Here is a 22,983-nt window from a genome sequence, read left to right on the forward strand (position 1 = left end):
TGCCGGGGCCTGTCATTTACGAAATCGGTGCGGTGTTATTCCGCGGCCGATTCCTCTTTCTTCACTTCTTCGCCGGTTTCCTGATCGACGACTTTCATCGACAGGCGGACCTTGCCGCGGTCATCAAAGCCCAAGAGCTTGACCTTGACCTCTTGGCCCTCTTTCAGGACGTCCGACGGGTGGTTCAGGCGGCGGTTTTCGATCTGGGACACGTGCACCAGGCCGTCGCGCTTGCCAAAGAAGTTCACGAAGGCGCCGAAATCGACGATCTTCACGACGGTGCCGGTGTAGACCGCACCCTCTTCCGGTTCGGCCACGATCGAGTGGATCATGTCGTAGGCTTTCTTGATGGCTTCGCCGTTGGGCGATGCAATCTTGATGATGCCGTCATCGTTGATGTCGACCTTGGCGCCCGACACTTCGACGATTTCGCGGATCACTTTACCGCCGGAACCGATGACCTCACGGATTTTGTCGGTGGGCACTTGCATGGTTTCGATGCGCGGTGCGTGGACCGAGAATTCCTGCGCGCCGCTGATGGCTTTGCCCATCTCGCCCAGGATGTGCATCCGGCCGTCTTTGGCCTGTGCCAGGGCTTTTTCCATGATCTCGGGCGTGATGCCTGCGATCTTGATGTCCATCTGCAGCGAGGTGATGCCGTTTTCTGTGCCTGCCACTTTGAAATCCATGTCGCCCAGGTGGTCTTCGTCACCCAGGATGTCGGACAGGATGGCGTAGCTGCCGTCTTCTTCGAGGATCAGGCCCATGGCCACACCGGCCACAGCCGATTTCAGCGGAACGCCTGCATCCATCATCGACAGCGAGCCGCCGCAAACGGACGCCATGGAGGAGGAGCCGTTGGATTCGGTGATTTCCGATACCAGACGCACGGTGTAGGGGAAGTCGGTGCTGGCTGGCAGCACGGCTTGCAGCGCGCGCCATGCCAGTTTGCCGTGGCCGATTTCACGCCGTCCGGGAGGGCCCACGCGACCCGCTTCGCCGACCGAGTAGGGCGGGAAGTTGTAGTGCAGCAGGAAGTTGGATTTGAAGTTGCCGTGCAGGGCGTCGATGAACTGTTCGTCGTCGCCGGTGCCCAGTGTGGTCACGACCAGGCCTTGCGTCTCACCACGGGTGAAGAGTGCCGAGCCGTGCGTCCGGGGCAGGAGGCCCGTTTGGCACACGATGTCACGGATTTCATCCGTTTTACGACCGTCGATGCGGGTGCCGGTCTTGACCACGTCACCGCGCAGGATGGACGCTTCGAGCTTCTTCAGGGCGGAGCCGAGGTTGCCGTCTTCTTGCTGCTCTTCGGTCAGCGCCTCGACGATGGCAGTGCGGGCGGCGGACACGGCGCTGGTGCGCTCTTGCTTGTCGCTGATCGCGAACGCTTCGCGCATTTGCGTTTCGCCTGCGGCTTTGACCGCTTCGTAGAGGTCCGAATAGTCGGGGGCCTGGAAGTCAAACGGTTCTTTCGCGGAGTCTTCGGCCAGCGCGATGATCAGGTCGATCACGGGCTGGATTTGCTCGTGTGCGAAGTTGACCGCACCCAGCATTTCCGCTTCGCTGAGTTCGTAGGCTTCGGATTCGACCATCATCACGGCGTCTTTGGTGCCGGCGACAACCAGATCGAGGCGTTGCTCGGGGTTCAGGCGCAGGTCCTGCATGTCGTCGACGGTGGGGTTCAGGATGTATTCGCCATCCTCGTACCCAACACGCGCACCGGCGATGGGGCCCATGAACGGCGCGCCCGAAATGGTCAGGGCAGCGGAGGCGGCGATCATCGCGACGATGTCGGGGTCGTTGACCAGATCGTGGGACAGAACGGTGCACATCACCAGCACTTCGTGCTTGAAGCCGGAGACGAACAGGGGCCGGATCGGACGGTCGATCAGGCGGGCGGTCAGGGTTTCTTTCTCGGTGGGCCGTGCCTCACGCTTGAAGAAACCGCCGGGGATCTTGCCCGCGGCGTAGTATTTTTCCTGGTAGTGGACGGTCAGGGGAAAGAAGTCCTGACCCGGTTTGGGGGATTTGGCGAAGGTCACGTTCGCCATGACGCTGGTTTCGCCCAGCGTGGCAATGACGGACCCGTCCGCTTGACGGGCGACCTTGCCGGTTTCCAGTGTGAGCGTCTCTTCGCCCCACTGCATGGATTTTTTCGTCTCGTTGAACATCAAGTGTTTCCTAAGTTGGCCGGATGGCCATTTGCGTAGGGGGCGTATTCCCCCTGACCCCGGTATCTTGTTTGTCGGGCGCTGAGGTCCGGGCGCCAGGCTTTCAGATTGTGCGCGCATACAGCACTTTTGTCGCAATTGGAAGCATCGCCGCTGCGGCGCATCCGCGCTTAGGACCAGGGCCGTTTCGGCGGCTTGGCAAAGGCGATGGGGGCGTCGGGGAAGAGGTCGTTCGTCTGTGCGTCGGGGGCGGCGGTGCCCCAGTTCTGCATCCAGCGCGCGGGTGGCGCGAGGGTGCCGCCGGGCGACCATTCGAAGTATCCCAGCGTGCCGGGGGCCGGGATCGGGTCGCAGGGTTCCGGGTCTTTGAGCGTCAGCCCTGCGGCGCCGCCGAACCATTCGCTGTCGGAGTCTGTGATGATGCCCGTCACCTCGACCGAGCCGATGATCGCGCCGCGTGGCAGGTCGGCTGGATGCGGGCACCGCACGCCGTGTTTTTCGAGGCGCCAGTAGAGGTAGCGAAACTCGTCTTCCTTCAGCCCGGCGGCGGCGTGGAGCGCGATGCGCCCGAGGCCCATGCGCCCCGCCCGGATCGAGCCCATTGTGCGGTTTTCGATGGGTTTGTGCCCCGCGATGATGGCCCAGGCGGAGGGTTGGCGGACCGACAGGGCGATGCGGGGCAGGTCGTGCATGTCTGGGAGGTAGGTTGCGCCGCCGGTCCGTCCATTGGCCGACGCGGGCAAGAATGTCCCGGTGCAGGGCCATGGCCCGCCCGGTCTTGCACCCGATTTGCGGACGTGAGTACCTTCTGGTTGTCTGCGCGTTGGAGAGGAAGATGCTGTGAAACGGTCGAAAACGCCGATCTTCTTTGCAAAGGTGATCGGGTTTTCCTTTTTGGTCGGCGCGCTCACGACCCTGCTGGACGGAGGGCTGCCTGTCCCGTTTTCGCAGTTGGGTGTGGCGGCTGTGACGGGCGCACTGATCGGGGCCGGGTGCATCGTGTTCGAGGCCACTTTTCTGTCGAACAGGTCTATTCGATGGCTCAGAAAAGTGCCCATCGCGGGCATCGTGCTGATGCGTGCGGTCGCCTACACCGTCATTATCGTTGTGAGCCTTGTGCTGCCGCCCTGGGTGCTTTTTGGCACGGCGCGGTGGTTGGAGCCGGGCTTTCTGTTCAGCTTTTGGCTGTCGATCAGCATTGCAGCGGCTATTTCAACTGCGCTGGAACTGTATCAGCTGTTGGGCAAGGAGGCGTCTTTGGCCGTGTTCACGGGGCGGTACAGGCGCCCCCGGCTGGAGAACCGCATTGTCATGTTTGCGGACCTGACCGGGTCGACCGCGCTGGCCGAGCGATTGGGTGATTTGCGGTTTCACGAGCTGCTGGGGGATGTGGCGTATGATCTGGATGAGCCTATCGCGGACATGGGCGGCGAGATTCACCGGTATGTCGGGGACGCGGTCATCGCCACATGGCCAATGACAAAGCCTGATCAGTTCGAGCATGCCTTGACCTGTGCCACCGCCATGATCGAGATGCTTGAAACCAAATCTGACGCATACATCGCGCGCTATGGACAGGTGATGCACATCCGCATTGCGTTGCATTGCGGCCCGATTGCGGCGGGTGAGGTTGGCGCGTGGAAGAAAGAGATCGCATTGTTGGGTGACACGATGAACAGTGCCGCGCGCATCGAGGGTGCCGCGCGTGACTTTGGTGTCGACATCATTCTGTCCGATACCTTCCAAGCCCGGTTGCCGAAAGACGTGCAAGCGCGCCTGCACCGTTTGCCGGACTATGCCGCGCACGGCAAACACGATGTTCTCAGGCTGTGGGCGAGGGGCTTGGATGCGCGGTGCGAGACCAATGGTTTGTGACAGCGCCGCTCAAATGAAAACCGCGCCGGATGGCGCGGTTTTGGTTGTTCGGTTTTGAGCTGTGTTAGCGGCGCAGGCCCAGGCGTTTGATGAGGTCGGAGTAGCGCGCCTCGTCCTTGCCCTTGAGGTAGTCGAGCAGCTTGCGGCGCTGGGCAACCATTTTCAGCAGGCCGCGGCGGCCGTGGTTGTCTTTCTTGTGCGTCTTGAAATGCTCGGTCAGCGTGGCGATGCGCGAGGACAGGATGGCGACCTGGACTTCGGGCGAACCGGTGTCGCCTTCCTTGGTGCCGTAATCTTTCATCACGCGTGCTTTGTCTTCGGCTGTGATCGACATCGGGATCTCCTTTTCAGGTTAGAGTGAGACGCCGCCGGCCGGGATGTCGTCCAGCACGGGGCCATAGTGTCCGGCAACGTGCCGGAGATGCGGGCGTATAGGAGAGATTCGGTGGCTTGGCAACGGGGTCCGTGTGCCCTGCAATTAGGTCAGGTTGGCGCCATGCCTGCGTTTTGAGCGAGGCTGAGCGGCATGACGGCGATGTTGGCCATATCTATCTGTGCGCCGTTGATCACGTTGGCCACGGCAACCCCGTTCATCATCACACGCGTCGTGTTGGGATCGTCGGGATCCAGTTCAAGCGACACCACGGGTTCATCCTCTGCATCGTCGTAGACCAGGAGAATGTTGTCGTCTTCCGCGTCAAAATCCATGATTGTCGCGGCCGCTCCGTCCTGCATCCATGTGCCAGCGACAATGGTATCCTCGCCCTCACCTGCGGTGACGATATCCTCTTGTCCTGCGATGATGATGTCGTCCCCGCCGCCGCCGTTGAGATAGTCCTTGCCGTCGGTGTCGTCGCTGGCGTCGGTGTCAGGGTTGTCTTCGACACCGTTCAGCAGATCGTCGCCCCAACCGCCAAAGAGGGTGTCCTGACCGGCCCCGCCGGTCAGCGTGTCGTCATCCAAGCCGCCATGCACCGCATCGTCACCGGCGCCGCCAGACAGGGTGTCGTTGCCCTGTGCGCCCTGCATCTGATCGTTGCCGTCGCCGCCAGCCAGCAGGTCATCACCACTGTGGCCAAACATATCGTCGTCACCGGCCCCGCCCGTGATGACGTCATCGCCATCTTCGCCATTCAGCGTATCGTCGCCTGCGCCGCCGTCGATCGTGTCATCGCCTTCTTCGCCATAAAGCGTGTCATCGCCATCGGTGCCGACGAGGATGTCATCCGTCTGGCTGCCGAGGATCAGCGTTTCGTCCGAAGGTGTCTGGGGTTCCGGGCCGCTGCTGGCGCTGTCGGAAAGGGATTCTGCATCGGGTTGCGCGGTGACGTCAGCCTCCGTTTCCGCATCGGCTGTGTCCTCCGCCTCATCGTTTGTCGTCATGTCCACGACGCCCACGGCACCGACCGCGACAAGTCCCATCAAACCAGCAAGCCACAACATAATACTACTTCCAAACGCCTAGGCAAAACCCACCCGTAGGTTTTCTAACGTATACCTGCGGTTGAAGCAAAGCCATTCCGGTAGAATGGTTAACGCGGGGTGTCAGCGGCGGGGATTGCCCAGGCTTCGGGCTGTTGCGTGTAGGGCAGATAGAGCGGGTGTTTTGGGTGCCCGGCCTTGGACAGCCCCAGGTGAAAGAGTGGCCGTTCGATGCCGTATAGGAGGGTGGCAACGGCTGCTCCGCGGTTCATATGCGCGCCGTGGGTGCCCCACGCCGCGATGACATCATCGGCCCAGGCCGCCCGGTCGAGAATTGCATCGTCATTGTCCGGACCGATGGGGTCCACTGCCGCCCGCATAGCGCGCGGATCGGTGTCGCGCCAGGCGAAGATATTGGTCACTGCAAAGCTGCCGTAGCCCAGTGTGCGTGCGCGCCGTTCGCACCGTTCGACCGTGGGATCGTTCTGCACCTCGGTCGCGGTCGAGGGGTTCAGCATCACGAAATTCACCTTCCGCCCAGAGCCGTCCCAGATACGCGTCAGGCTGTAGCGGTATCGTTCGCAGTCGGAGTAGATTGCGGTCGACGGCGCGTCGCCCTTGATGTGGGTCCGAGTGATCATGGGGCGGTTCTGCCAGCCGCAGACCGCCCCATCAATCGGTTTGTGTGGTTCCGCTTATTCGGCGGGCACGGCCACCGAGTTCCGGCGGATGTTCAGGACGGCGCCCTTGGCCTCCATGATCCCGGCGGCAACGAGGGCGTAGACGATGTGACCCCAAAGCGCGACCCAGGTGATCCCGGTGAAGCCGAGGAACGGCGCATTGCCCGTGACGAGGTGCGCCATAAAGTAGAGCGCAAAGACCCAGAGGGCTGTGCCGTAGGCCACTGCGGTCAGCGACCAGTGCAGCCGCGGCAGGATCGCCCGCTGGATGGGACGTGCGATGGCGAACCAGCCCACGGCGTAGAAAATCAGCCCGGTCAGCGCGTGCAGCAGGTAGGCCGCGCCGGAGGGGTTGGCGCCGAAGATGGCCTTGATCGACGCCCCGGCAAGGCCGACGGGCGCCAGTTTGGCGTATCCGAACAGCGGGCTGAGCGCCTGGCCGAAGACGTCAAAGGCGATGGTGGCAAAGGCACCGGCTGTCAGTACGGTGCCGGCGGTGCGAAGGGTTTGGGTGTTCATGGTCTCTCTCCCGATCTAGGACGTTTGCTGGTGTGATGGGATAGATGTGGACCGAATGGTTCCATTTGAGAAGGCCGCTCACGCAGCGCTTATCGGAATCCCCGGGATTGTAACATTTGGCGATGGTTTTCGGGCGTGTTTCGGGCGTGCAGCGCCGGTTTGTTACAGGTTGAAGACCCGTGCGGGGTGCAGCTCGCCCGCCTTGTAGCGGCCCACGGCCACCGGTTTGCCGTCGAACGACGCCCAGCATTCTTCGCCATAGTCGACGTCTGCGGCCATCACCATGCCGGGGTTGCCGTTGCGCAGGCGCGCCGCCCCTTCCGCTGTGGCGCGCAGTTCGGGCAGGTCGGCGAGGCCATGGGCGGTAGGGCGCAGGTGCGCGTCGAGTTCGGGTGTGTGTGCGAGCGCTTCGATCTGCTCGAAGGTCAGGCCCTCCTCGGCCTCGAACGGGCCGGACCAGATGCGGCGCAGTTCGCGCACGTGGCCGTAGCAGCCCAGCGCCTCGCCCAGATCGCGGGCGATGGAGCGGACATAGCCGCCCTTGCCGCAGACCATTTCCAACTCGACATGATCTGGGTCGGGGCGGTCGGTCAGCACCAGTTCGTCGACCCAGAGGGGGCGGGCCGCCAGTTCGACGTCTTCGCCATCGCGCGCCAGCTTGTAGGCGCGTTGCCCGTCGATCTTGACCGCCGAGAATTTGGGCGGAACCTGCATGATGTCGCCGATGAAGTGGCCGAGGGCGGCTTTGATCTGTGTATCGGAGGGGCGGGTGGCGGACTGCGCGATCACTTCGCCCTCGGCGTCGTCCGTATTCGTCGCTTGGCCCAGTCGCACGGTGAACCGGTAGGCCTTGAGCGCGTCGGTGATGTAGGGGACCGTTTTGGTCGCCTCGCCCAAGGCCACGGCCAGCACACCTGTCGCTTCGGGATCAAGCGTGCCTGCGTGGCCCGCCTTCTTGGCCTGCAGCGCCCAGCGCACCTTGTTCACGACGGCGGTCGAGGTCAGGCCCGCAGGCTTGTCCACCACCAACCACCCGGAAATGTCGCGTCCTTTGCGTGAACGGCCCATGCTGTCCTCGTGTGTTCGATAAGGCGTGCCGCGTATCGCAGGGCTGCGGGCCTTGTCAATCAGAGGGTGTGAGGGAACGTGCGGCGCGCGCCGGGCCGCGGATGATTGCGGTGTCGGTGCCCAGCAGCCCCACGGCGCGGCAGGCGATGATCGCCCCGAAAGCGCCCAGCACATTGGCCAGCAGTGCGGCCCCGAGGATACCGGTGTAGCCGAAGATCAGCACGCCTGCCCACGCGAAGGGGATATAGATCAGCGCAATCCGCGCCGCACTCAGGCCCATGGACCACAGCGCGCGGTCGCGGGCGTTCATGGCGGCGTTGCCCGTGACGAGGATGCCGTAGCCAAAGAAGGACAGTCCGACGAGCCGGAGGTACTGCGCGCCGTACTCTGCCGCGTCTTCATTGTCGGCGACCAGGGCCGCGATGGGCTGTGCAAAGATCAGAAGGACGGCGGCGAGGACCGCGCCATAGGCGGCGCAGGCGTAGAAGGTCAGGCGCACGGCCTTTTGCGCGCGGCTTTGATCCTCGGCCCCCCAGGCCTGGCCCACGACCGGGCCGATGCCCGCCGACATGGCGAGCATGGGCAGAAACAGCAGCGATTGAACGCGCGTTGCCGCCCCGAAGCCTGCGACGGCAGCGTCCCCGACCACGGCAACCGCCGCCGTGACGGCGGCCATGCCGCCCGGGTTGATCGCGTTGGACAGGGAGGCGGGCGCGGCCACCCGGCCGATGCGTTTGACGGTTTTGACGATCCCCTTGGCCGGGTTCACATCAAAGCACAGCTCGGACGTCCACCAGGCGTACAGGACCACGCCCGCAAATCCCGCTGCGCGCGCGATGAAGGTGGCCATGCCTGCACCTGCGACGCCGAATTCCGGAATGGCCCCCCAGCCGAAGATCAACAGCGGGGTCAGGGCGATGTTGAGCGTCGCCTGGGCCAACATGGTGATTGCCGCGACCTCGGACCGGCCTGCGGCGCGGAAGACCGAGTTCAGGAGTTGCGCCATCACCAGCAGCGGAAAGCTGAGGCACCACCACGGGATGTAGGCCATGACGGCGTCGAGCACTTGGTCCGATGCGCCCATGGTGCCGAAGAGCCAGGGGGAGAGCAGGAAGAATGCGGTGACGAGGGCAGACGACAAAGCAAGGCCCATCAGCATCGCGTGCATGGTGGTGCGCTGTTTGCCTTCTTCTTCGCCGCGCCCCAGCGCCTGGCTGACGACCGTGCTGGTGCCTGCGCTGAGCCCGATGGACAGGGACGTGAGCGTCATGGTCACGGGGTAGATGAACCCCACCGCCGTCAGCGCGAAATCCCCGTAGCGCGCCAGAAAGAACGCGTCGGCCAGCCCCACCATTAGCACGCCGAAGATGCCGATGCTCATGGGCGCCGACACGCGGAAGAGCGCCCAGCCGACGGGTTGGTCATTCAGGTTTTTCTTTTTCGACATGCGCCTGCCCCTGTTTGGTCAGGGCAACCCCCGGACGTGGGCCTAACGCGGGGCGGGCACAACCGTTCCAATGATGGGGCCCAGCGCAAAACCGAAGTCGTCGCGGTTCAGGTCGGGCATGTACAGCCGCGAGATATTGCCGTCGAAAAAGAGCGCGTTGGGCAGGTCGAGCGCGTCGCGGAACAGGCTGCCGAATTCGTGGAAGGTGACGGCGTTGTTCGAGATGGCAAAGACCGCCTTGGTCCCATCGGCGGACGTGCCGACCCCGTTGCGGATATAGCGTGAGGTGCTGTCAGGCAAAAAGCGCGGGTGCAGCGCGCCGTCGATCACCAGCATCGGCCCGGATTGCGTGGCATAGGTGCAGTCGGGGGCTTGTTCCACGAAGGCCAGCGTTTCGAATACGTCCGCCCGGCCCGGGCGCAGGCAGAGGATGCCGTTGGGCAAAAGCCCGAAATTGCCGGGTCCGGGGGCCGAGATCACACGCATGACTTCTTGCCCGTTTTCGACGTAGTGGCCGACAGGCGCGCGGTCGTCGTGATACATGCCCGCGTTCATGGCGAAGCTGAGCGTTTTGCCTTCGCCGTCGAGCGCCTGATTGACGGCGCTGAACTGGCCATAAGGCGCGCCGTCGTCGTCATAGAGAAACAGGCGCAACTCTTCCGAGGTCGGGTCAACCGTGCAGATCGTGTAACGGTTGCTTTCGTACCGGATGTCTTCGCATGTGACCGCCCACGCCGGCAGCGTGGACAGGGCGAGGAGCAGCGCGAGGAGCCGCATCATCCTTGCGTGTCTCTCCGTACGGCATCCTGGTTCAGCATCCGCCGCGTGTCGTCCATCCGGTCGAAGGTCTCGTCCAGTTGGAAGCGCAGGTCGGGCGCGAATTTCAGGGTCAGTTTCTTGGACACGGCGCGCCGCAACTCGCCCTTGTTGCGCGCGAGCAGCTTGAGCACGTCCTCCTGCCCCTGACCGCCCAGCGGCAGGACATAGGCGGTTGCTACCTTGAGGTCAGGCGAGGTCCGCACCTCGCCCACCGTGATCGACATGCGGTTCAGCTCGGGGTCATGTATGTCGCCGCGCGCCAGCACCTCGGACAGGGTCCGGCGGATCAGCTCGCCCACGCGCAACTGTCGTTGCGAGGGGCCGGGGCCATCGTGAAACTTGTTCTTTGCCATGGCCCTCATCTAAGCCAGCCAGTGCCCTTTGCCAAGCGGCGCGCGGCGCGCTAGGGAAGCGGGAAGTCGCCAGAAGGGGTGAGGGACATGTCAGAATTGCCGGGGATCGTGATTGCGGGCGCGTCGGGCCGGATGGGTCAGATGCTGATCCGGTCCGTGCTGGAGAGCGACAGGATGCGTCTGGTCGGTGCGCTCGAACGAGAGGGCCACGACTGGGTGGGCCGTGACGTGGGTGAGGCCATGGGCGGCGTTGCGCTGGGCGTGCATGTGTTCGACGACCCGTTGGAGCCGATGGCCAAGGCGCAGGCCGTGATCGACTTTACCGCGCCGGAGGCCACCATCGCCCTGTCCGGGATCGCCGCCCAGGCGCGGGCAGCGCACATCATTGGCACCACCGGCATGAGCGACGACCAGATCGCGCGGCTGGAGCCTGCCTCCCGTCACAGCCCCATTGTGCGGGCGGGGAACATGAGCCTGGGTGTGAACCTGCTGACCCAGCTGGTCAAACAGGTCGCCGCGGCGCTGGACGAGGATTTCGATATCGAGGTGGTTGAGGCGCATCACCATCACAAGGTCGATGCGCCGTCGGGCACCGCCCTGATGCTGGGCGAGGCTGCCGCCGAAGGGCGCGGTGTTGATCTGGCGCAGGTGCGCGATGCGGCGCGTGATGGGATCACGGGTGCGCGCAAGCGGGGCGACATCGGGTTCTCCGTCATTCGCGGTGGCGATATCGTGGGCGAGCATGAGGTGCTCTTTGCCGGGGCGGGCGAGCGGATTACCCTCAAGCATATGGCAACCGACCGCGCCCTGTTCGCCAAGGGCGCGCTCAGGGCGGCGCTTTGGGCGCAGGACAAGGCGCCGGGGCAGTACGACATGCTGGATGTGCTGGGCTTGCGCGGATAAGCGCCGCTCGATTGATCGAAATCAAAGCCTGAGTGAACCAATCGCCAGTCTCCGCCGTATCGTTGGTATTCCTGATACCGCGTGAGGGGACTTGTGATATGCGTTTGATCTGTTTGGTGGCTGCCGCCGCGTTGTCCGCAACCTCTGCCATGGCCGATCTGGTCAAGGTGGACAACCAGAACCGCTTTGTTCAGTTGGTCAACGGCAAGACGTTGACCCGCCCCTTTGTCAAACTGAACGTGACCCCAGATGGTCGCATCGAGGGACGCGGTGCCCGGTGGGATGTCGAGGGCACATGGTCGTGGCAGAACGGTTATTTCTGCCGTGATCTGTTTTGGGGTGGTGATCCGCTGGGATACAATTGTCAGGAAGTGCAGGCCACGGCCGACGGGCGCATCAAATTCACGTCGGACAGGGGTGCCGGTGACAGCGCGATGTTTCGACTGCGGTAACGCCTAGAAGTCGATCGCGATTCCCTTTTTCTCCCAATCACCGTAGCGCACGGGCTCCGGTCCGTCGCGTCCGCCCAATTCCGTGGGCAGTTCGAGGGCCTTGGCCGCCTTGCGCCGTTCCTCTGCCTCGGCCAGTGCGCGCTGGGCGGCAGGGGGCAGGTCCTTGGGTTGCTCGGGGGCTGTGTCGTCGGACATCGTGGGTTCCTCTTGCGCTTGTCCCTTGATATACGCCCGGCCTTGGCCCCGGCAAGCGGGTGCGACAGGAACGACCGGGACGAGATATGAGCGATACGGGACTGCCCGCGCGGCGCAGCGCGATCTACCTGCTGGATCAGATCATCGGCGAGGGCAAGCTGTTGCCCGAATTGATCGGTGCGGGTGTGCTCGACCGGTTGGAGCCTGCCGACCGCGCCCGCGCCCAGCGTCTGGCGACCGAAACCCTGCGCGGGATGGAGCGGGCCGACCGCATCCTGCAGAAGCATTTGCAGAAATATCCGCCGCTGACGGTCCGCAACGCGTTGCGTGTCGGCACTGTTGAATTGTGCGCGGGTGAGGCGGCGCATGGCGTCGTCAATTCGATGGTCGGCATCGTGTCGCGGCACAAGCGCTATGGGCACTTGAAAGGGTTGGTGAATGCGGTTTTGCGCAAGGTCGCCGACAAGGGGCCGGAGCAATGGCCCGCCTTGCGCACCCCGCGCCTGCCCAAGTGGTTGCGCGGGCCGCTGGTCGAGGCGTGGGGCGGAGAGACTGTTCTGGCTATGGAGGCCGTCCAGTTTGCAGGCGCGCCGCTGGATTTGAGCTGCAAGGCGGATGTTGATGCCGTGGCGCAGGCCACTGGCGGGACGGCATTGCCCACGGGCTCTGTCCGGTTGGCGGATGCGGGGCAGGTGTCTGCCTTGCCCGGCTACACGGCGGGCGACTGGTGGGTGCAGGATGCGGCGGCGGCCATGCCTGCCCGCGTGCTGGACGCGCAACCCGGCGAGGCGGTGCTGGACCTGTGTGCCGCGCCGGGCGGCAAGACGTTGCAGCTGGCCGCGAGCGGTGCGGATGTGACGGCCGTTGATATCTCCGAAGGACGCATGGAGCGGGTAAGGCAGAACCTGATCCGCACCGCGTTGAAGGCCGAGACGCTGGTCTCGGACGCCTTTGATGTGACCGGGCAATATGATGCGATCCTGCTGGATGCGCCCTGTTCCGCGACAGGCACGATCCGGCGGCACCCGGATCTGCCCTTTGCCAAGGACGGGTCGGAGTTTGGCGCGCTGATCGAAATGCAGGCACGCATGATTGACCATGCCGTATCCTTGTTGAAGCCCGGCGGGCGCATGGTGTTTTGCACATGTTCGCTGTTGCCGGATGAGGGCGAAGTGCAGGCCGAGGAGGCGTTGGTGCGCCATCCGTCGCTGACCGTGGATCGCGCAGCGCTTGACCGGCCCGGCATTGATCCCGGATGGATCACCGAAGAGGGTGGGTTGCGCCTGCGCCCCGATCATTGGGCGGACAGGGGTGGCATGGACGGTTTTTACCTCATTTGCCTGCGCAAGACCGGCTGACATTGCGTGACTTGCGGCGCGGCACCCGCTAGACTGCTGCGCAAAGCGCCGTAGACGCGTCGAGGCAGAGAGCATGTCCACCCTTGCTGGGTTCACCGCACGAAAAGCACGGTTCCTGAACCGTTGGCACGCGCGCCGTGCAACACAGGCCAAGGCCGTTACGGCCTTTGTCTCCTCGCCCGAGCCGCGGACCATCGGCAGCTTTGCCAAGGGGCGGCAGCTTGTGGCCGGGAATTACCTGTTCGCCGGTGCGCTGATCGAGGCGAAGGACACGCCCATCTGGCAGGTCGATGCGCCCGACCGTGCCTATCTGAACGAAATCCATGGCTTTGCCTGGCTGGATGATCTGGCCGCTGTCGGTGATGCGTCGACCCGCGCGCTGGCACAGGAGTGGCTGTGGACCTGGATCAAGCGGTATGGCCGTGGCGGTGGCCCCGGCTGGACGCCGGATCTGACCGGTCGGCGGCTGATCCGCTGGATCAACCACGCGATTTTCATGTTGCGCGGGCAGGAGGCGTCCGCCTCTGACGCGTTTTACCGGAGCCTTGCGCAGCAGACCCGGTTCCTGTCAAAGCGCTGGCACGCAGCCGCCCCCGGCCTGCCCCGGTTCGAGGCGCTGACCGGCCTGATCTATGCCGGGGCGTCGCTGGAGGGGATGGAGGATCTTGCCCCGCCTGCTGTGGCTGCTTTGGCCAGGGAATGCGAGGACCAGATTGACCGGCAGGGCGGATTGCCGACGCGCAACCCCGAAGAGCTGCTGGACGTCTTTACCCTGCTCACATGGGCCGCGGCGGCGCTGGAGGAGGCGGAGAAGCCGGTGCCGGAGGCGCATACCGCGGCCATCGCGCGTATCGCGCCGACCTTGCGCACCTTGCGCCATTCCGATGGCGGCCTGGCCCGGTTTCACGGCGGCGGGCGCGGGCAGGAGGGGTGGCTGGATCACGCGCTGGCCGCGTGCGAGGTCAAGACGCGGCAGCCGGACGGGCTGTCGATGGGCTATGCGCGGCTGAGTTCGGGGCGCACGAGCATCGTCATCGACGCCTCGATCCCGCCGAAGCCAGAGGCGGGCTACAACGCCCATGCCTCGACCCTGGCGTTCGAAGTTACATCGGGCCGCCGTCCGCTGATCGTGAATTGCGGCTCGGGCGCGAGTTTCGGGGCCGACTGGCGCCGTGCGGGCCGCGCCACACCGTCGCATTCGGCGCTGACGGTCGATGGCTATTCAAGCGCGCGCCTTGGCGATGCCGACCGCGCAACGGCACGTGAGACGCTGATCGACGCCCCCACGCACGTGCCGATCGAGATCAATCATGCCCCTGACGGCCTGCGGTTTCAGGGTGGGCACAACGGCTACGTCCGCACCCATGGCCTGACCCACGCGCGGCAGCTTGAGCTGACGTTCGACGGGCGCGGCATGGCGGGCGAGGACATGTTGCTGGCGCTGGAAGACACAGAAAAGCGCTTGTTTGACAAGGTGATGGACACCAAGAAACTGGCCGGTATCCCTTTTGACATCCGGTTTCACCTGCACCCGGAGGTCAATGCCGAGTTGGACATGGGCGGTTCTGCCGTGTCGATGGCGCTGAAAAGTGGAGAGATCTGGGTGTTTCGCCATGACGGGACGCAAAACCTGTCGCTTGAGCCAAGCGTGTACCTGGAGAAGGGGCGCCTGAAACCCCGCGCGAGCCAGCAGATCGTGCTGTCGGGGCGTGCGATGACTTTCGCCACCCGCGTGCGCTGGTCCTTGTCCAAGGCGCAGGAAACTGCCATGGGCATCCGCGACCTCAATCGGGATGAGCCGGGCGAGGTCTATGACTGAAGGATTGCTGCCCCTATGACCGAGCTCTACCCCGTCCGCCGCGCGCTGATTTCCGTTTCCGACAAGACCGGGCTGGTCGATTTCGCGACAGCTTTGGCGGGTCACGGGGTCGCGTTGCTGAGCACGGGCGGCACGGCGCGGGCGCTGCGCGAGGCCGGGCTGGACGTGACAGATGTGAGCGACGTCACCGGCTTTCCCGAGATGATGGATGGTCGGGTCAAGACGCTGCACCCTGTGGTCCATGGCGGTCTGCTGGCGCTGCGCGACAATGACGATCACGTGGCGTCGATGGAGGAGCATGGGATCGGTGCTATCGACCTGGTCGTGGTGAACCTGTATCCGTTCGAGGAAACCGTCGCCAAGGGCGCGGACTATGCCGAGGTGATCGAGAATATCGACATCGGCGGGCCGGCCATGATCCGGTCGGCGGCAAAGAACCATGGGTTCGTGAATATCGTGGTGGATGTCGAGGACTACGACGTTGTGTTGGCCGAGATGGGCGCGCATGGCGGGCAGACCACCTATGCCTTGCGTCAACGGCTGGCCCAGACAGCCTATGCCCGCACCGCCGCCTATGACACCGCCGTCAGCACGTGGATGGCCGCGCAGGTCAGTGACACGCCGCGCCGCCGCACCTTCGGCGGGCAGTTGGCGCAGACGCTGCGCTATGGCGAGAACCCGCATCAGGCGGCTGCTTTTTACACCGACGGGTCCGCGCGGCCCGGTGTGGCGACGGCGACGCAGCATCAGGGCAAGGCGCTGTCCTATAACAACATCAACGACACCGACGCGGCGTTCGAGTTGGTCAGCGAGTTTGCGGGGCAAGGACCGGCCTGCGCCATCATCAAGCACGCCAACCCCTGCGGTGTCGCGACCGGGGCCACGTTGAAAGAGGCGTATTCCCGTGCATTCGATTGTGACCGCACATCGGCCTTTGGTGGGATCATCGCGCTGAACCACGAATTGGACGAGGACACGGCGCGCGAAATCACCGGGATCTTTACCGAAGTGGTCATTGCGCCCGGGGCCAGCGATGGTGCTGTCCGTATTTTCAAAGAGAAGAAGAACCTGAGGCTGCTCACCACGGACGGTCTGGCGGATGCGTCAGCGGACGGTCTGGCGGTGAAACAGGTGTCGGGCGGGTTTCTGGTGCAGGACAAGGATGTCGGCCGGATTGCCCGTGATGACCTTAAGGTCGTGACAAAGCGCCAGCCGTCGGAGCAGGAGATGAGCGATATGCTCTTTGCCTGGACCGTGGCCAAGCATGTGAAGTCCAACGCGATCATTTACGTCAAGGATGGTGCGACCGTGGGTGTGGGCGCGGGGCAGATGAGCCGCCTGGACAGTTCGACCATTGCCGCGACCAAGGCGGGCCGGATGGCGGAGGATCTGGGTCTGTCCGAGACGACCGCCAAAGGATCGGTTGTGGCGTCGGATGCGTTTTTCCCCTTTGCCGACGGCCTGCTGGCGGCAGCCGAGGCGGGGGCAACGGCCGTCATTCAGCCCGGCGGGTCCATGCGCGACAATGAGGTGATTGCCGCCGCCGACGAGGCCGGGCTTGCCATGGTCTTTACGGGCATGCGACATTTCCGGCATTAAGCGCTGAATGAAACTTCTCTGGATCTCTGCGGCTATCGCCTTTGTGCTTGACCAGGCGTCGAAGTACTGGGTGATCCACGTGCTGGGTGTGTCGCAATTCAATCCCATTGATGTTTTTCCACCGCTTTTGAATTTCCGTTATGGTGAGAACAGGGGCATCAACTTTGGCCTGTTCGGCGACGGGGTGAGCGTTTGGGCGCTGATCGCGGTGGCGCTGGTGATTTGCATCGGTGTGCTGTGGTGGGTGTGGCGGCACCCGCAGGGGCGGTTGGCCTATGCCAGTGCGGGGTTGCTGATCGGTGGGGCGCTGGCCAACGTGTTTGACCGCTTGCTCTATGGTTTTGTGCTGGATTTTTTGAACATGTCGTGCTGCGGGATCAACAATCCCTTTGTTTTCAACGTGGCGGATATCTTTATCTTTGCCGGTGCCATCGGTCTTGTCTTCTTTGGACAGGACGGCAGGGCGCGCAAAAAGGGCGCGTGACATGGGGGGCGAAGCTGCGATAATGCAAGCCAACAAGGGAGATTTCGGATGCGTCTGATCGCATGTGCCATGATTGCTGTGACCTTTCTTGCCGCGTGCGAGAACCAGGGCCTGCGCCAGATCACGTCGCGGGGCGACGGGCCGGACGAGTTTATTGTGGTGCCTGCCAAGCCGCTGGAACAGCCCGAGAGCTTTGCGGCCTTGCCGCAACCGACGCCCGGCGGGTTCAACCGCACCGATCAGCGCCCGCTGGAAGACAGCGTGGCGGCGCTGGGGGGGCAGCGGTCGTCGCCCAACGCGGCCGTGCCCGGTTCGGACGGCGCGCTGGTCAATCATGCCAGCCGATTTGGCCGGGATGCCAGTATCCGTGCCACTTTGGCCGCGGCTGACGAAGAGTTTCGCCGTCGCCAGTCGCGCCTGACGCAGATCCGCATCGTGCGCGAGGATATCTACAATCAGGCGTATCGCCGTCAGGCGCTCGACCCGGTGCAGACCGCACGACAGTTTCAGCGGGCCGGGATACCGACCCCCTTGGCGCCACCGCGCAATGTACGCCGCGGGCGCCGCTAAGCGCCGCGCCGCTCACAAAACTGCCAGTTGTGCTTGATCCGCGGTGCGGTGGCCGTATGTCTTGCGTAATGAAAATTGCCCGAGGTTATCGTTCCATGTCCCGATTGCGTGCCGCACTTGCCGGTCTTGCCCTGACCGTATCACCGCTCGCCCTACAGGCAGCGGACGAGGCGGTGACCAGTTTCACGCTCGACAACGGGATGCAGGTTGTGGTGGTCGAGGATCACCGCGCACCGGTGTTGCAGCATATGATCTGGTACAAGGCAGGTTCGGCTGACGAGCCCGCTGGCGCGTCCGGCGTGGCGCATTTCCTTGAGCACCTGATGTTCAAGGCGACCGACACAATGGCCGAGGGCGAGTTTTCCGCGACCGTTGCGGCGAATGGCGGGCGCGACAACGCATTCACCAGCTACGATTACACGGCGTATTTCCAGCGCGTGGCGGCGGACCGGCTGGAGCTGATGATGCGCATGGAAGCCGACCGGATGCGCAACATCAACTTTACCGACGAAAACGTGCGCGCCGAACGCGGTGTGATCCTGGAAGAGCGCAGCCAGCGCACCGACAGCAATCCGCGTGCCTTGCTGTCCGAGCAGATGAATGCGGCGCAGTACATAAACCATCGCTACGGCATTCCGATTATCGGGTGGCGGCACGAGATGGAGGAGTTGAGCATGGAGGATCTGCGCGGCTTCTATGATGCGCATTACCACCCCAACAATGCGATCCTTGTCGTTTCGGGTGATGTGACCCCGGACGAGGTCCGTGCGCTGGCCGGGACGTATTATGGCGTCATTCCCGAAAACCCGGACGTTGCTGAACGCGACCGGGTTGAAGAGCCGCCGCAGAATGTCGAACGCCGCCTGGTGTTCCGCGACGCGCGGGTGGCGCAGGAATATGTCAGCCGGTCCTATCTGGCGCCCGAGCGTGACCCTGGCGATCAGGAAACCGCGGCAGCCCTGACCCTGCTGGCCGAGGTGCTGGGCGGCGGGCAGACGAGCTATATGACCGAGAAGTTGCAGTTCGAACAGCAGAAGGCCGTGTTCTCTGGCGCGTTCTATCGGGGCACGTCGCTCGATGACACGACCTTTGACGTCGTGATCGTGCCTGTGCCCGGTGTCAGCCTCGAAGAGGCCGAGGCTGCCATGGACGAGACGCTGGCGCAGTTTTTGCAGGACGGGGTGGACGCCGAACTGCTTGAGCGCATCAAGTATCAATACCGCGCCAGCCAGATCTATGCGCGGGACAATGTCGACGGTATCGCGCGGCGATATGGTGCCGCCCTGTCCGTGGGCCTGACTGTGGAAGATGTGCAGGCGTGGCCGGACATCCTGCAAGCCGTGACCGAAGAGGATATCATGGAGGCGGCGCGCATGGTTCTGGACCGCAACGCCTCTGTCACCGGCTGGCTGACCCGCCCGCTGACCGAGGAGGTGAACTGATGCTGCGCGTGATTGCCGCCCTGACCATTGCCCTTTTTGCCAGCCTGCCCGCCCGGGCCGAGGTGGAGATTACCGAAGTCACCAGCCCCGGCGGCATCACCGCCTGGCTGGTCGAGGAACCGTCGATCCCCTTCATGGCGCTTGAGTTGCGCTTTCGCGGGGGCGCGTCGCTGGATGCGCCCGGCAAGCGTGGGGCCATCAACCTGATGTCCGGCTTGCTCGAGGAAGGGGCCGCCGATCTGGATGCACGCGGGTTTGCCCGCGAGTTGGAAGCGCTTGCGGCGTCGTTTGACTATGATGTGAGCGACGATTCCCTGGCTGTGTCGGCCCGTTTTCTGACCGAAAACCGCGATGACGCCGTGGAGCTGTTGCGCATGTCCATCCTTGAGCCGACATTCGATCAGGTCGCCTTGGACCGCGTGCGCGGCCAGGTGCTGACCGGGTTGCGGTCGGACAGCACCGACCCGGACGAGATTGCGCGGGCGGCCTTTAACAAGATGGCTTACGGTGATCACCCCTATGCCACGAACTACCGCGGGACGATCGAGAGTGTCGAGGCGTTGACCCGCGAAGATATGCTGGATGCCCACGCGGCCGTTTTCGCCAAAGATCGCCTGTATGTGGGTGCTGTCGGTGACATCACGCCTGAGGAGTTGGGGCCGCTGCTGGATGAGCTTCTGGGCGCCTTGCCGGATGAAGGTGCGCCGCAACCGGGCCCGGCAGAGATCCTGATCGACGGTGGCACGACTGTCGTGCCCTTTGACACGCCCCAGTCCGTTGCCATTTTCGGCCAGGCGGGCATCGAGCAGGACGATCCGGATTTCTTTGCGGCCCGTGTGTTGAACCAGGTGATCGGTGCCGGTGGGTTTGAAAGCCGTCTGATGACAGAGGTGCGCGAAAAGCGCGGTCTGACCTACGGGGTCTATTCCTTCCTTGTGCCGATGGATCATGCTGCCACCCTTCAGGGGCAGGTCGCGTCATCCAATGAGACTGTTGCAGAGGCTGTTTCCGTCATTCGTGACGAGTGGGCCCGCGCCGCAGCCGAAGGCGTGACCGAAGAGGAACTGGAGGCGGCGAAGCGATATGTCACCGGCGCCTACCCGCTGCGCTTTGACGGAAACGCACAGATTGCGCGCATCATGGTGGGGATGCAGATGCTGGGCCTGCCCATCGACTACATCGCCACCCGCAACGCGAAGGTCGAGGCGGTGACCATGGACGATGTGCGTCGCGTGGCCGGTGAATTGCTGGATCCTGAGGGGCTGCACTTTGTCGTGGTGGGGCAGCCGGAAGGCTTGGAAAGCACTGTCGCCAATTGAGTGCGTGCGCACGCGTGATCTATTTTTTCTGACGAGGGGGCTGTCTGCCCCCTCGCGCTCCCCCGAAAGTATTTTTGGCCAGAAGAAGGGTTATTCGCCGTAGGGGACCCAGATGGTTTTCGTTTCGGTTGCGGCTTGCAGGAAGGCCTTGCCCTCGCCCTCCGCTCCCATCCAGTCGCGCGCCTTGCCGTGATTGACCCAGGTCCGTTTGAGGTTGCCTGCGGCCTCGCGTTCGATGCTGGCCGAGAAATCGCTGCCTGAGAAGGACCAGACCGCGTCCACGTTGAGGTGTTTCGCCATATGTGGTGCGAGGTCCTTGTGGTCGCCCGTGAGGATATTCACGACCCCGGCGGGCACGTCGGAGGTTTCGAGTATCTGGTAGAAATCCGTCGCGGCCAGTGGGAAGGGCTGCGAGGCCGCCAGGACCACCCGGTTGCCCATTGCGATGGCGGGCGCCATGACGGAGACGAGGCCCAGGAGCGGTGCCTCGTCAGGGCAGAGCCCGGCGATGATGCCTGTGGGTTCGTTCATGGCAAGTGCAACACCGCGGATGGGCACGCCCTTGACCGCGCCGTCGAATTTGTCGGCCCAGGCGGCATAGGTAAAGAGGCGCTGGAGTGTCGTCTCGACCTCTTTGTCGCCTGTGCGTCCGCCCTGGAGCGCGTCGAGGCGGTTTGCGAACTCGTCCGCCCGCGCTGCGAGGTTTTCGGCGATGTAGTAGAGGATCTGTGCCCGCAGGTGGCCAGTGGTCTTGGCCCATCCTGTCGCCGCCGCCGCGGCTTCGACCGCGTTGCGCACGTCCTTGCGGTTGGCGAGGCTGGTTTGGCCCAAAAGGGTGCCGCTCTTGCCATAGACATTGCGGGAATATCCGCTGTCGGGGCGGGCTTGTTTGCCGCCGATGTAAAGTTTTGCCGTACGGTCCAGCGGGTCGGTTGGTGTGTCGTCACCCGTGTAAGCGGGGATGGGTTTCAGCGCCTTGGCCGTCCCCTTGGGCCTCGTGTAGGCTTGCAGCCCTTCCCAGCCGCCTTCGCGACCGAACCCGCTTTCGCGCACCCCGCCGAACCCGGCTGCGGCATCGAATAGGTTCGTGGCGTTGACCCAGACGACCCCTGCCGCCAGCTTTGGTGCGACGTCGAGAGCAAGGTTCACGTTCTCGGTCCAGAGCGTCGCCGCCAGCCCGTAGCGGGTGTTGTTGGCAAGCTCGACCGCCTCTGCCGGGGTGCGGAAGGTGGTCGAGACGAGGACGGGGCCGAAGATTTCTTCCTGCATCAGCGGGTCGGCGGTGTTGAGGCCGGTGATGAGGGTCGGGGGGTAGTAGCAGCCTTGTGCGGGCAGAGCGGTTTGCGCCTGGTAGGTGTCGCCTGCCGTGTTGTCGCTGACCAGTTTGGTGATCGTGTCGAGTTGGACGGGATCGACCACTGCGCCGACGTCGATGGATTTGTCGAGCGGATCACCGATGCGCAGCTTGTCCATGCGCGCGCGCAGCTTGGCATAGAAGCTGTCGGCCACGGGTTCGTGGACAAGCAGCCGCGAGCCTGCACAGCAGACCTGCCCCTGGTTGAACCAGATGGCGTCGACCAGACCCTCGACCGCCGAGTCCAGATCGGCATCGTCGAAGACGATGTAAGGTGATTTGCCGCCCAGTTCGAGCGTCAGCGCCTTGCCCGTGCCCGCCGTCGCTTCGCGGATGCGACGACCCACGGCGGTGGAGCCGGTGAAGGCAATCTTGTCCACGTCCGCGTTCACGATCATTTCGCCCACGGCACCATCGCCTGTGACGATGTTCACGACGCCCTTGGGCACGCCTGCCTGACGACAGATGTCGGCAAACAGAAGGGCGGTGAGCGACGTGTATTCCGCGGGCTTCAGCACCACGGTGTTGCCCATGGCCAGCGCCGGGGCGATTTTCCATGCCAGCATCAGCAGCGGGAAGTTCCATGGGATGATCTGGCCGCACACACCCAATGCCTCACGGTCGGGCAGTTCGGCGTCCATGAGCTGCGCCATGCCGGCGTGGTAGTAGAAGTGGCGTTGGGCCAGCGGCACGTCGATGTCGCGGCTTTCGCGGATGGGCTTGCCGTTGTCGAGCGTTTCGAGCACGGCAAAGAGGCGGCTGTGCTTCTGCAGAAGCCGGGCAAGGGCATAGAGGACGCGGGCGCGGGCGTGGCCGCCGGATTTCGCCCATTTGGGCTGGGCGGCGCGGGCGGCTTTGACCGCCGCATCGACGTCTGCACGCGTTGCTTGGGACAAGGTGGCCAGCACCTCGCCCGTGGCGGGGTTCTTGCTGTCGAAGCCATCCGTGTGGTCGGTAAACTGCCCGTTGATGAAGTGGCCGAACCGTGCGCCCTGGTCGACGATCCAGGCCAGCGCATCTCCGGCAGCTTCGGGGCGGGGCCGTAGTCCATGGTTTCGAAGATCTCTTTGACGGTCATTGGCTTCGCCCTCTTGTTAACCATATTTTAATGTTTTTTATCAGTGAGTTACCCGT

Annotated in this window: 21 protein-coding genes and 1 pseudogene; 10 read left to right on the forward strand and 12 right to left on the reverse strand. The window is 63.9% G+C overall.

What is annotated here, in order from left to right:
- Positions 1-35 precede the first annotated feature (35 nt).
- Together pnp and BWR18_RS17995 are read right to left on the reverse strand one after the other, a co-directional pair.
- Positions 36-2,171, reverse strand: a complete 2,136-nt coding sequence (gene pnp / locus BWR18_RS17990) for a polyribonucleotide nucleotidyltransferase (protein ID WP_076629788.1) — start codon at positions 2,169-2,171, stop codon at positions 36-38.
- 170 nt (positions 2,172-2,341) lie between these two features.
- Complete coding sequence (locus tag BWR18_RS17995; protein ID WP_076629789.1) at positions 2,342-2,863, reverse strand: hypothetical protein; 522 nt, start codon at positions 2,861-2,863, stop codon at positions 2,342-2,344.
- Between the two features lie 148 nt (positions 2,864-3,011).
- Here BWR18_RS17995 and BWR18_RS18000 point away from each other — a divergent pair, with 148 nt between their 5' ends.
- Positions 3,012-4,046 (forward strand): adenylate/guanylate cyclase domain-containing protein, encoded by a 1,035-nt coding sequence (locus BWR18_RS18000; RefSeq protein ID WP_076629790.1) that lies wholly within the window; start codon positions 3,012-3,014, stop codon positions 4,044-4,046.
- Positions 4,047-4,110: 64 nt separating this feature from the next.
- On the opposite strand, the gene rpsO is transcribed toward BWR18_RS18000, so the two are convergent.
- From rpsO to rbfA, 8 genes are all read right to left on the reverse strand, one after another.
- On the reverse strand, positions 4,111-4,380 hold the full coding sequence (gene rpsO / locus BWR18_RS18005; RefSeq protein ID WP_076629791.1) for a 30S ribosomal protein S15: 270 nt from the start codon (positions 4,378-4,380) through the stop codon (positions 4,111-4,113).
- 149 nt (positions 4,381-4,529) lie between these two features.
- The gene (locus BWR18_RS18010) at positions 4,530-5,468 is read right to left on the reverse strand and encodes a calcium-binding protein (RefSeq protein ID WP_254684895.1); all 939 of its coding nucleotides are present in this window, start codon (positions 5,466-5,468) and stop codon (positions 4,530-4,532) included.
- 110 nt (positions 5,469-5,578) lie between these two features.
- Complete coding sequence (locus BWR18_RS18015; protein WP_076629793.1) at positions 5,579-6,109, reverse strand: DUF1643 domain-containing protein; 531 nt, start codon at positions 6,107-6,109, stop codon at positions 5,579-5,581.
- A gap of 54 nt (positions 6,110-6,163) precedes the next feature.
- Positions 6,164-6,667 (reverse strand): hypothetical protein, encoded by a 504-nt coding sequence (locus BWR18_RS18020; protein ID WP_076629794.1) that lies wholly within the window; start codon positions 6,665-6,667, stop codon positions 6,164-6,166.
- A 162-nt stretch (positions 6,668-6,829) separates the two neighbouring features.
- On the reverse strand, positions 6,830-7,735 hold the full coding sequence (gene truB, locus BWR18_RS18025; protein ID WP_076629795.1) for a tRNA pseudouridine(55) synthase TruB: 906 nt from the start codon (positions 7,733-7,735) through the stop codon (positions 6,830-6,832).
- A gap of 55 nt (positions 7,736-7,790) precedes the next feature.
- The gene (locus BWR18_RS18030) at positions 7,791-9,182 is read right to left on the reverse strand and encodes an MATE family efflux transporter (protein ID WP_076629796.1); all 1,392 of its coding nucleotides are present in this window, start codon (positions 9,180-9,182) and stop codon (positions 7,791-7,793) included.
- Between the two features lie 42 nt (positions 9,183-9,224).
- Positions 9,225-9,962: a phosphodiester glycosidase family protein gene (locus BWR18_RS18035; protein ID WP_076629797.1), complete on the reverse strand. Its 738-nt coding sequence runs from the start codon at positions 9,960-9,962 to the stop codon at positions 9,225-9,227.
- Positions 9,959-10,354, reverse strand: a complete 396-nt coding sequence (rbfA, locus tag BWR18_RS18040; RefSeq protein WP_076629798.1) for a 30S ribosome-binding factor RbfA — start codon at positions 10,352-10,354, stop codon at positions 9,959-9,961. The genes BWR18_RS18035 and rbfA overlap by 4 nt, the downstream gene beginning before the upstream one ends.
- Before the next feature lie 87 nt (positions 10,355-10,441).
- Between rbfA and dapB the strand changes: the two genes are divergently transcribed.
- Positions 10,442-11,257 carry a 4-hydroxy-tetrahydrodipicolinate reductase gene (gene dapB / locus BWR18_RS18045; RefSeq protein ID WP_076629799.1) on the forward strand — a complete coding sequence of 272 codons (816 nt, stop codon included), beginning with the start codon at positions 10,442-10,444 and terminating at the stop codon, positions 11,255-11,257.
- Positions 11,258-11,355: 98 nt separating this feature from the next.
- Positions 11,356-11,709, forward strand: a complete 354-nt coding sequence (locus BWR18_RS18050) for a dihydrodipicolinate reductase (protein ID WP_076629800.1) — start codon at positions 11,356-11,358, stop codon at positions 11,707-11,709.
- A gap of 3 nt (positions 11,710-11,712) precedes the next feature.
- On the opposite strand, the gene BWR18_RS18055 is transcribed toward BWR18_RS18050, so the two are convergent.
- Complete coding sequence (locus BWR18_RS18055; RefSeq protein ID WP_083957761.1) at positions 11,713-11,904, reverse strand: DUF1674 domain-containing protein; 192 nt, start codon at positions 11,902-11,904, stop codon at positions 11,713-11,715.
- A gap of 86 nt (positions 11,905-11,990) precedes the next feature.
- Between BWR18_RS18055 and BWR18_RS18060 the strand changes: the two genes are divergently transcribed.
- The 7 genes from BWR18_RS18060 to BWR18_RS18090 all read left to right on the forward strand — a co-directional run bounded on the left by BWR18_RS18060 (position 11,991) and on the right by BWR18_RS18090 (position 20,495).
- Positions 11,991-13,262 carry an RsmB/NOP family class I SAM-dependent RNA methyltransferase gene (locus BWR18_RS18060; RefSeq protein ID WP_076629802.1) on the forward strand — a complete coding sequence of 424 codons (1,272 nt, stop codon included), beginning with the start codon at positions 11,991-11,993 and terminating at the stop codon, positions 13,260-13,262.
- A gap of 73 nt (positions 13,263-13,335) precedes the next feature.
- Entirely contained in the window at positions 13,336-15,081 is a 1,746-nt protein-coding gene (locus BWR18_RS18065; RefSeq protein WP_076629803.1) for a heparinase II/III family protein, read from the forward strand.
- 15 nt (positions 15,082-15,096) lie between these two features.
- The gene (purH, locus tag BWR18_RS18070) at positions 15,097-16,680 is read left to right on the forward strand and encodes a bifunctional phosphoribosylaminoimidazolecarboxamide formyltransferase/IMP cyclohydrolase (RefSeq protein WP_076629804.1); all 1,584 of its coding nucleotides are present in this window, start codon (positions 15,097-15,099) and stop codon (positions 16,678-16,680) included.
- Between the two features lie 7 nt (positions 16,681-16,687).
- Positions 16,688-17,164 (forward strand): signal peptidase II, encoded by a 477-nt coding sequence (lspA, locus tag BWR18_RS18075; protein WP_076629805.1) that lies wholly within the window; start codon positions 16,688-16,690, stop codon positions 17,162-17,164.
- 48 nt (positions 17,165-17,212) lie between these two features.
- Positions 17,213-17,734, forward strand: coding sequence for a DUF3035 domain-containing protein (locus tag BWR18_RS18080; protein WP_076629806.1), 522 nt, complete (start codon positions 17,213-17,215; stop codon positions 17,732-17,734).
- A gap of 95 nt (positions 17,735-17,829) precedes the next feature.
- Positions 17,830-19,176, forward strand: coding sequence for a M16 family metallopeptidase (locus tag BWR18_RS18085; protein ID WP_076629807.1), 1,347 nt, complete (start codon positions 17,830-17,832; stop codon positions 19,174-19,176).
- The gene (locus BWR18_RS18090) at positions 19,176-20,495 is read left to right on the forward strand and encodes a M16 family metallopeptidase (protein ID WP_076629808.1); all 1,320 of its coding nucleotides are present in this window, start codon (positions 19,176-19,178) and stop codon (positions 20,493-20,495) included. Before BWR18_RS18085 ends, BWR18_RS18090 begins: the two co-directional genes overlap by 1 nt.
- A 90-nt stretch (positions 20,496-20,585) precedes the next feature.
- On the opposite strand, the pseudogene BWR18_RS18095 reads toward BWR18_RS18090, so the two are convergent.
- Positions 20,586-22,927, reverse strand: a pseudogene (locus tag BWR18_RS18095) (aldehyde dehydrogenase family protein).
- Positions 22,928-22,983 lie beyond the last annotated feature (56 nt).

This window comes from Tateyamaria omphalii (genome assembly GCF_001969365.1).
Classification (GTDB): domain Bacteria; phylum Pseudomonadota; class Alphaproteobacteria; order Rhodobacterales; family Rhodobacteraceae; genus Tateyamaria; species Tateyamaria omphalii_A.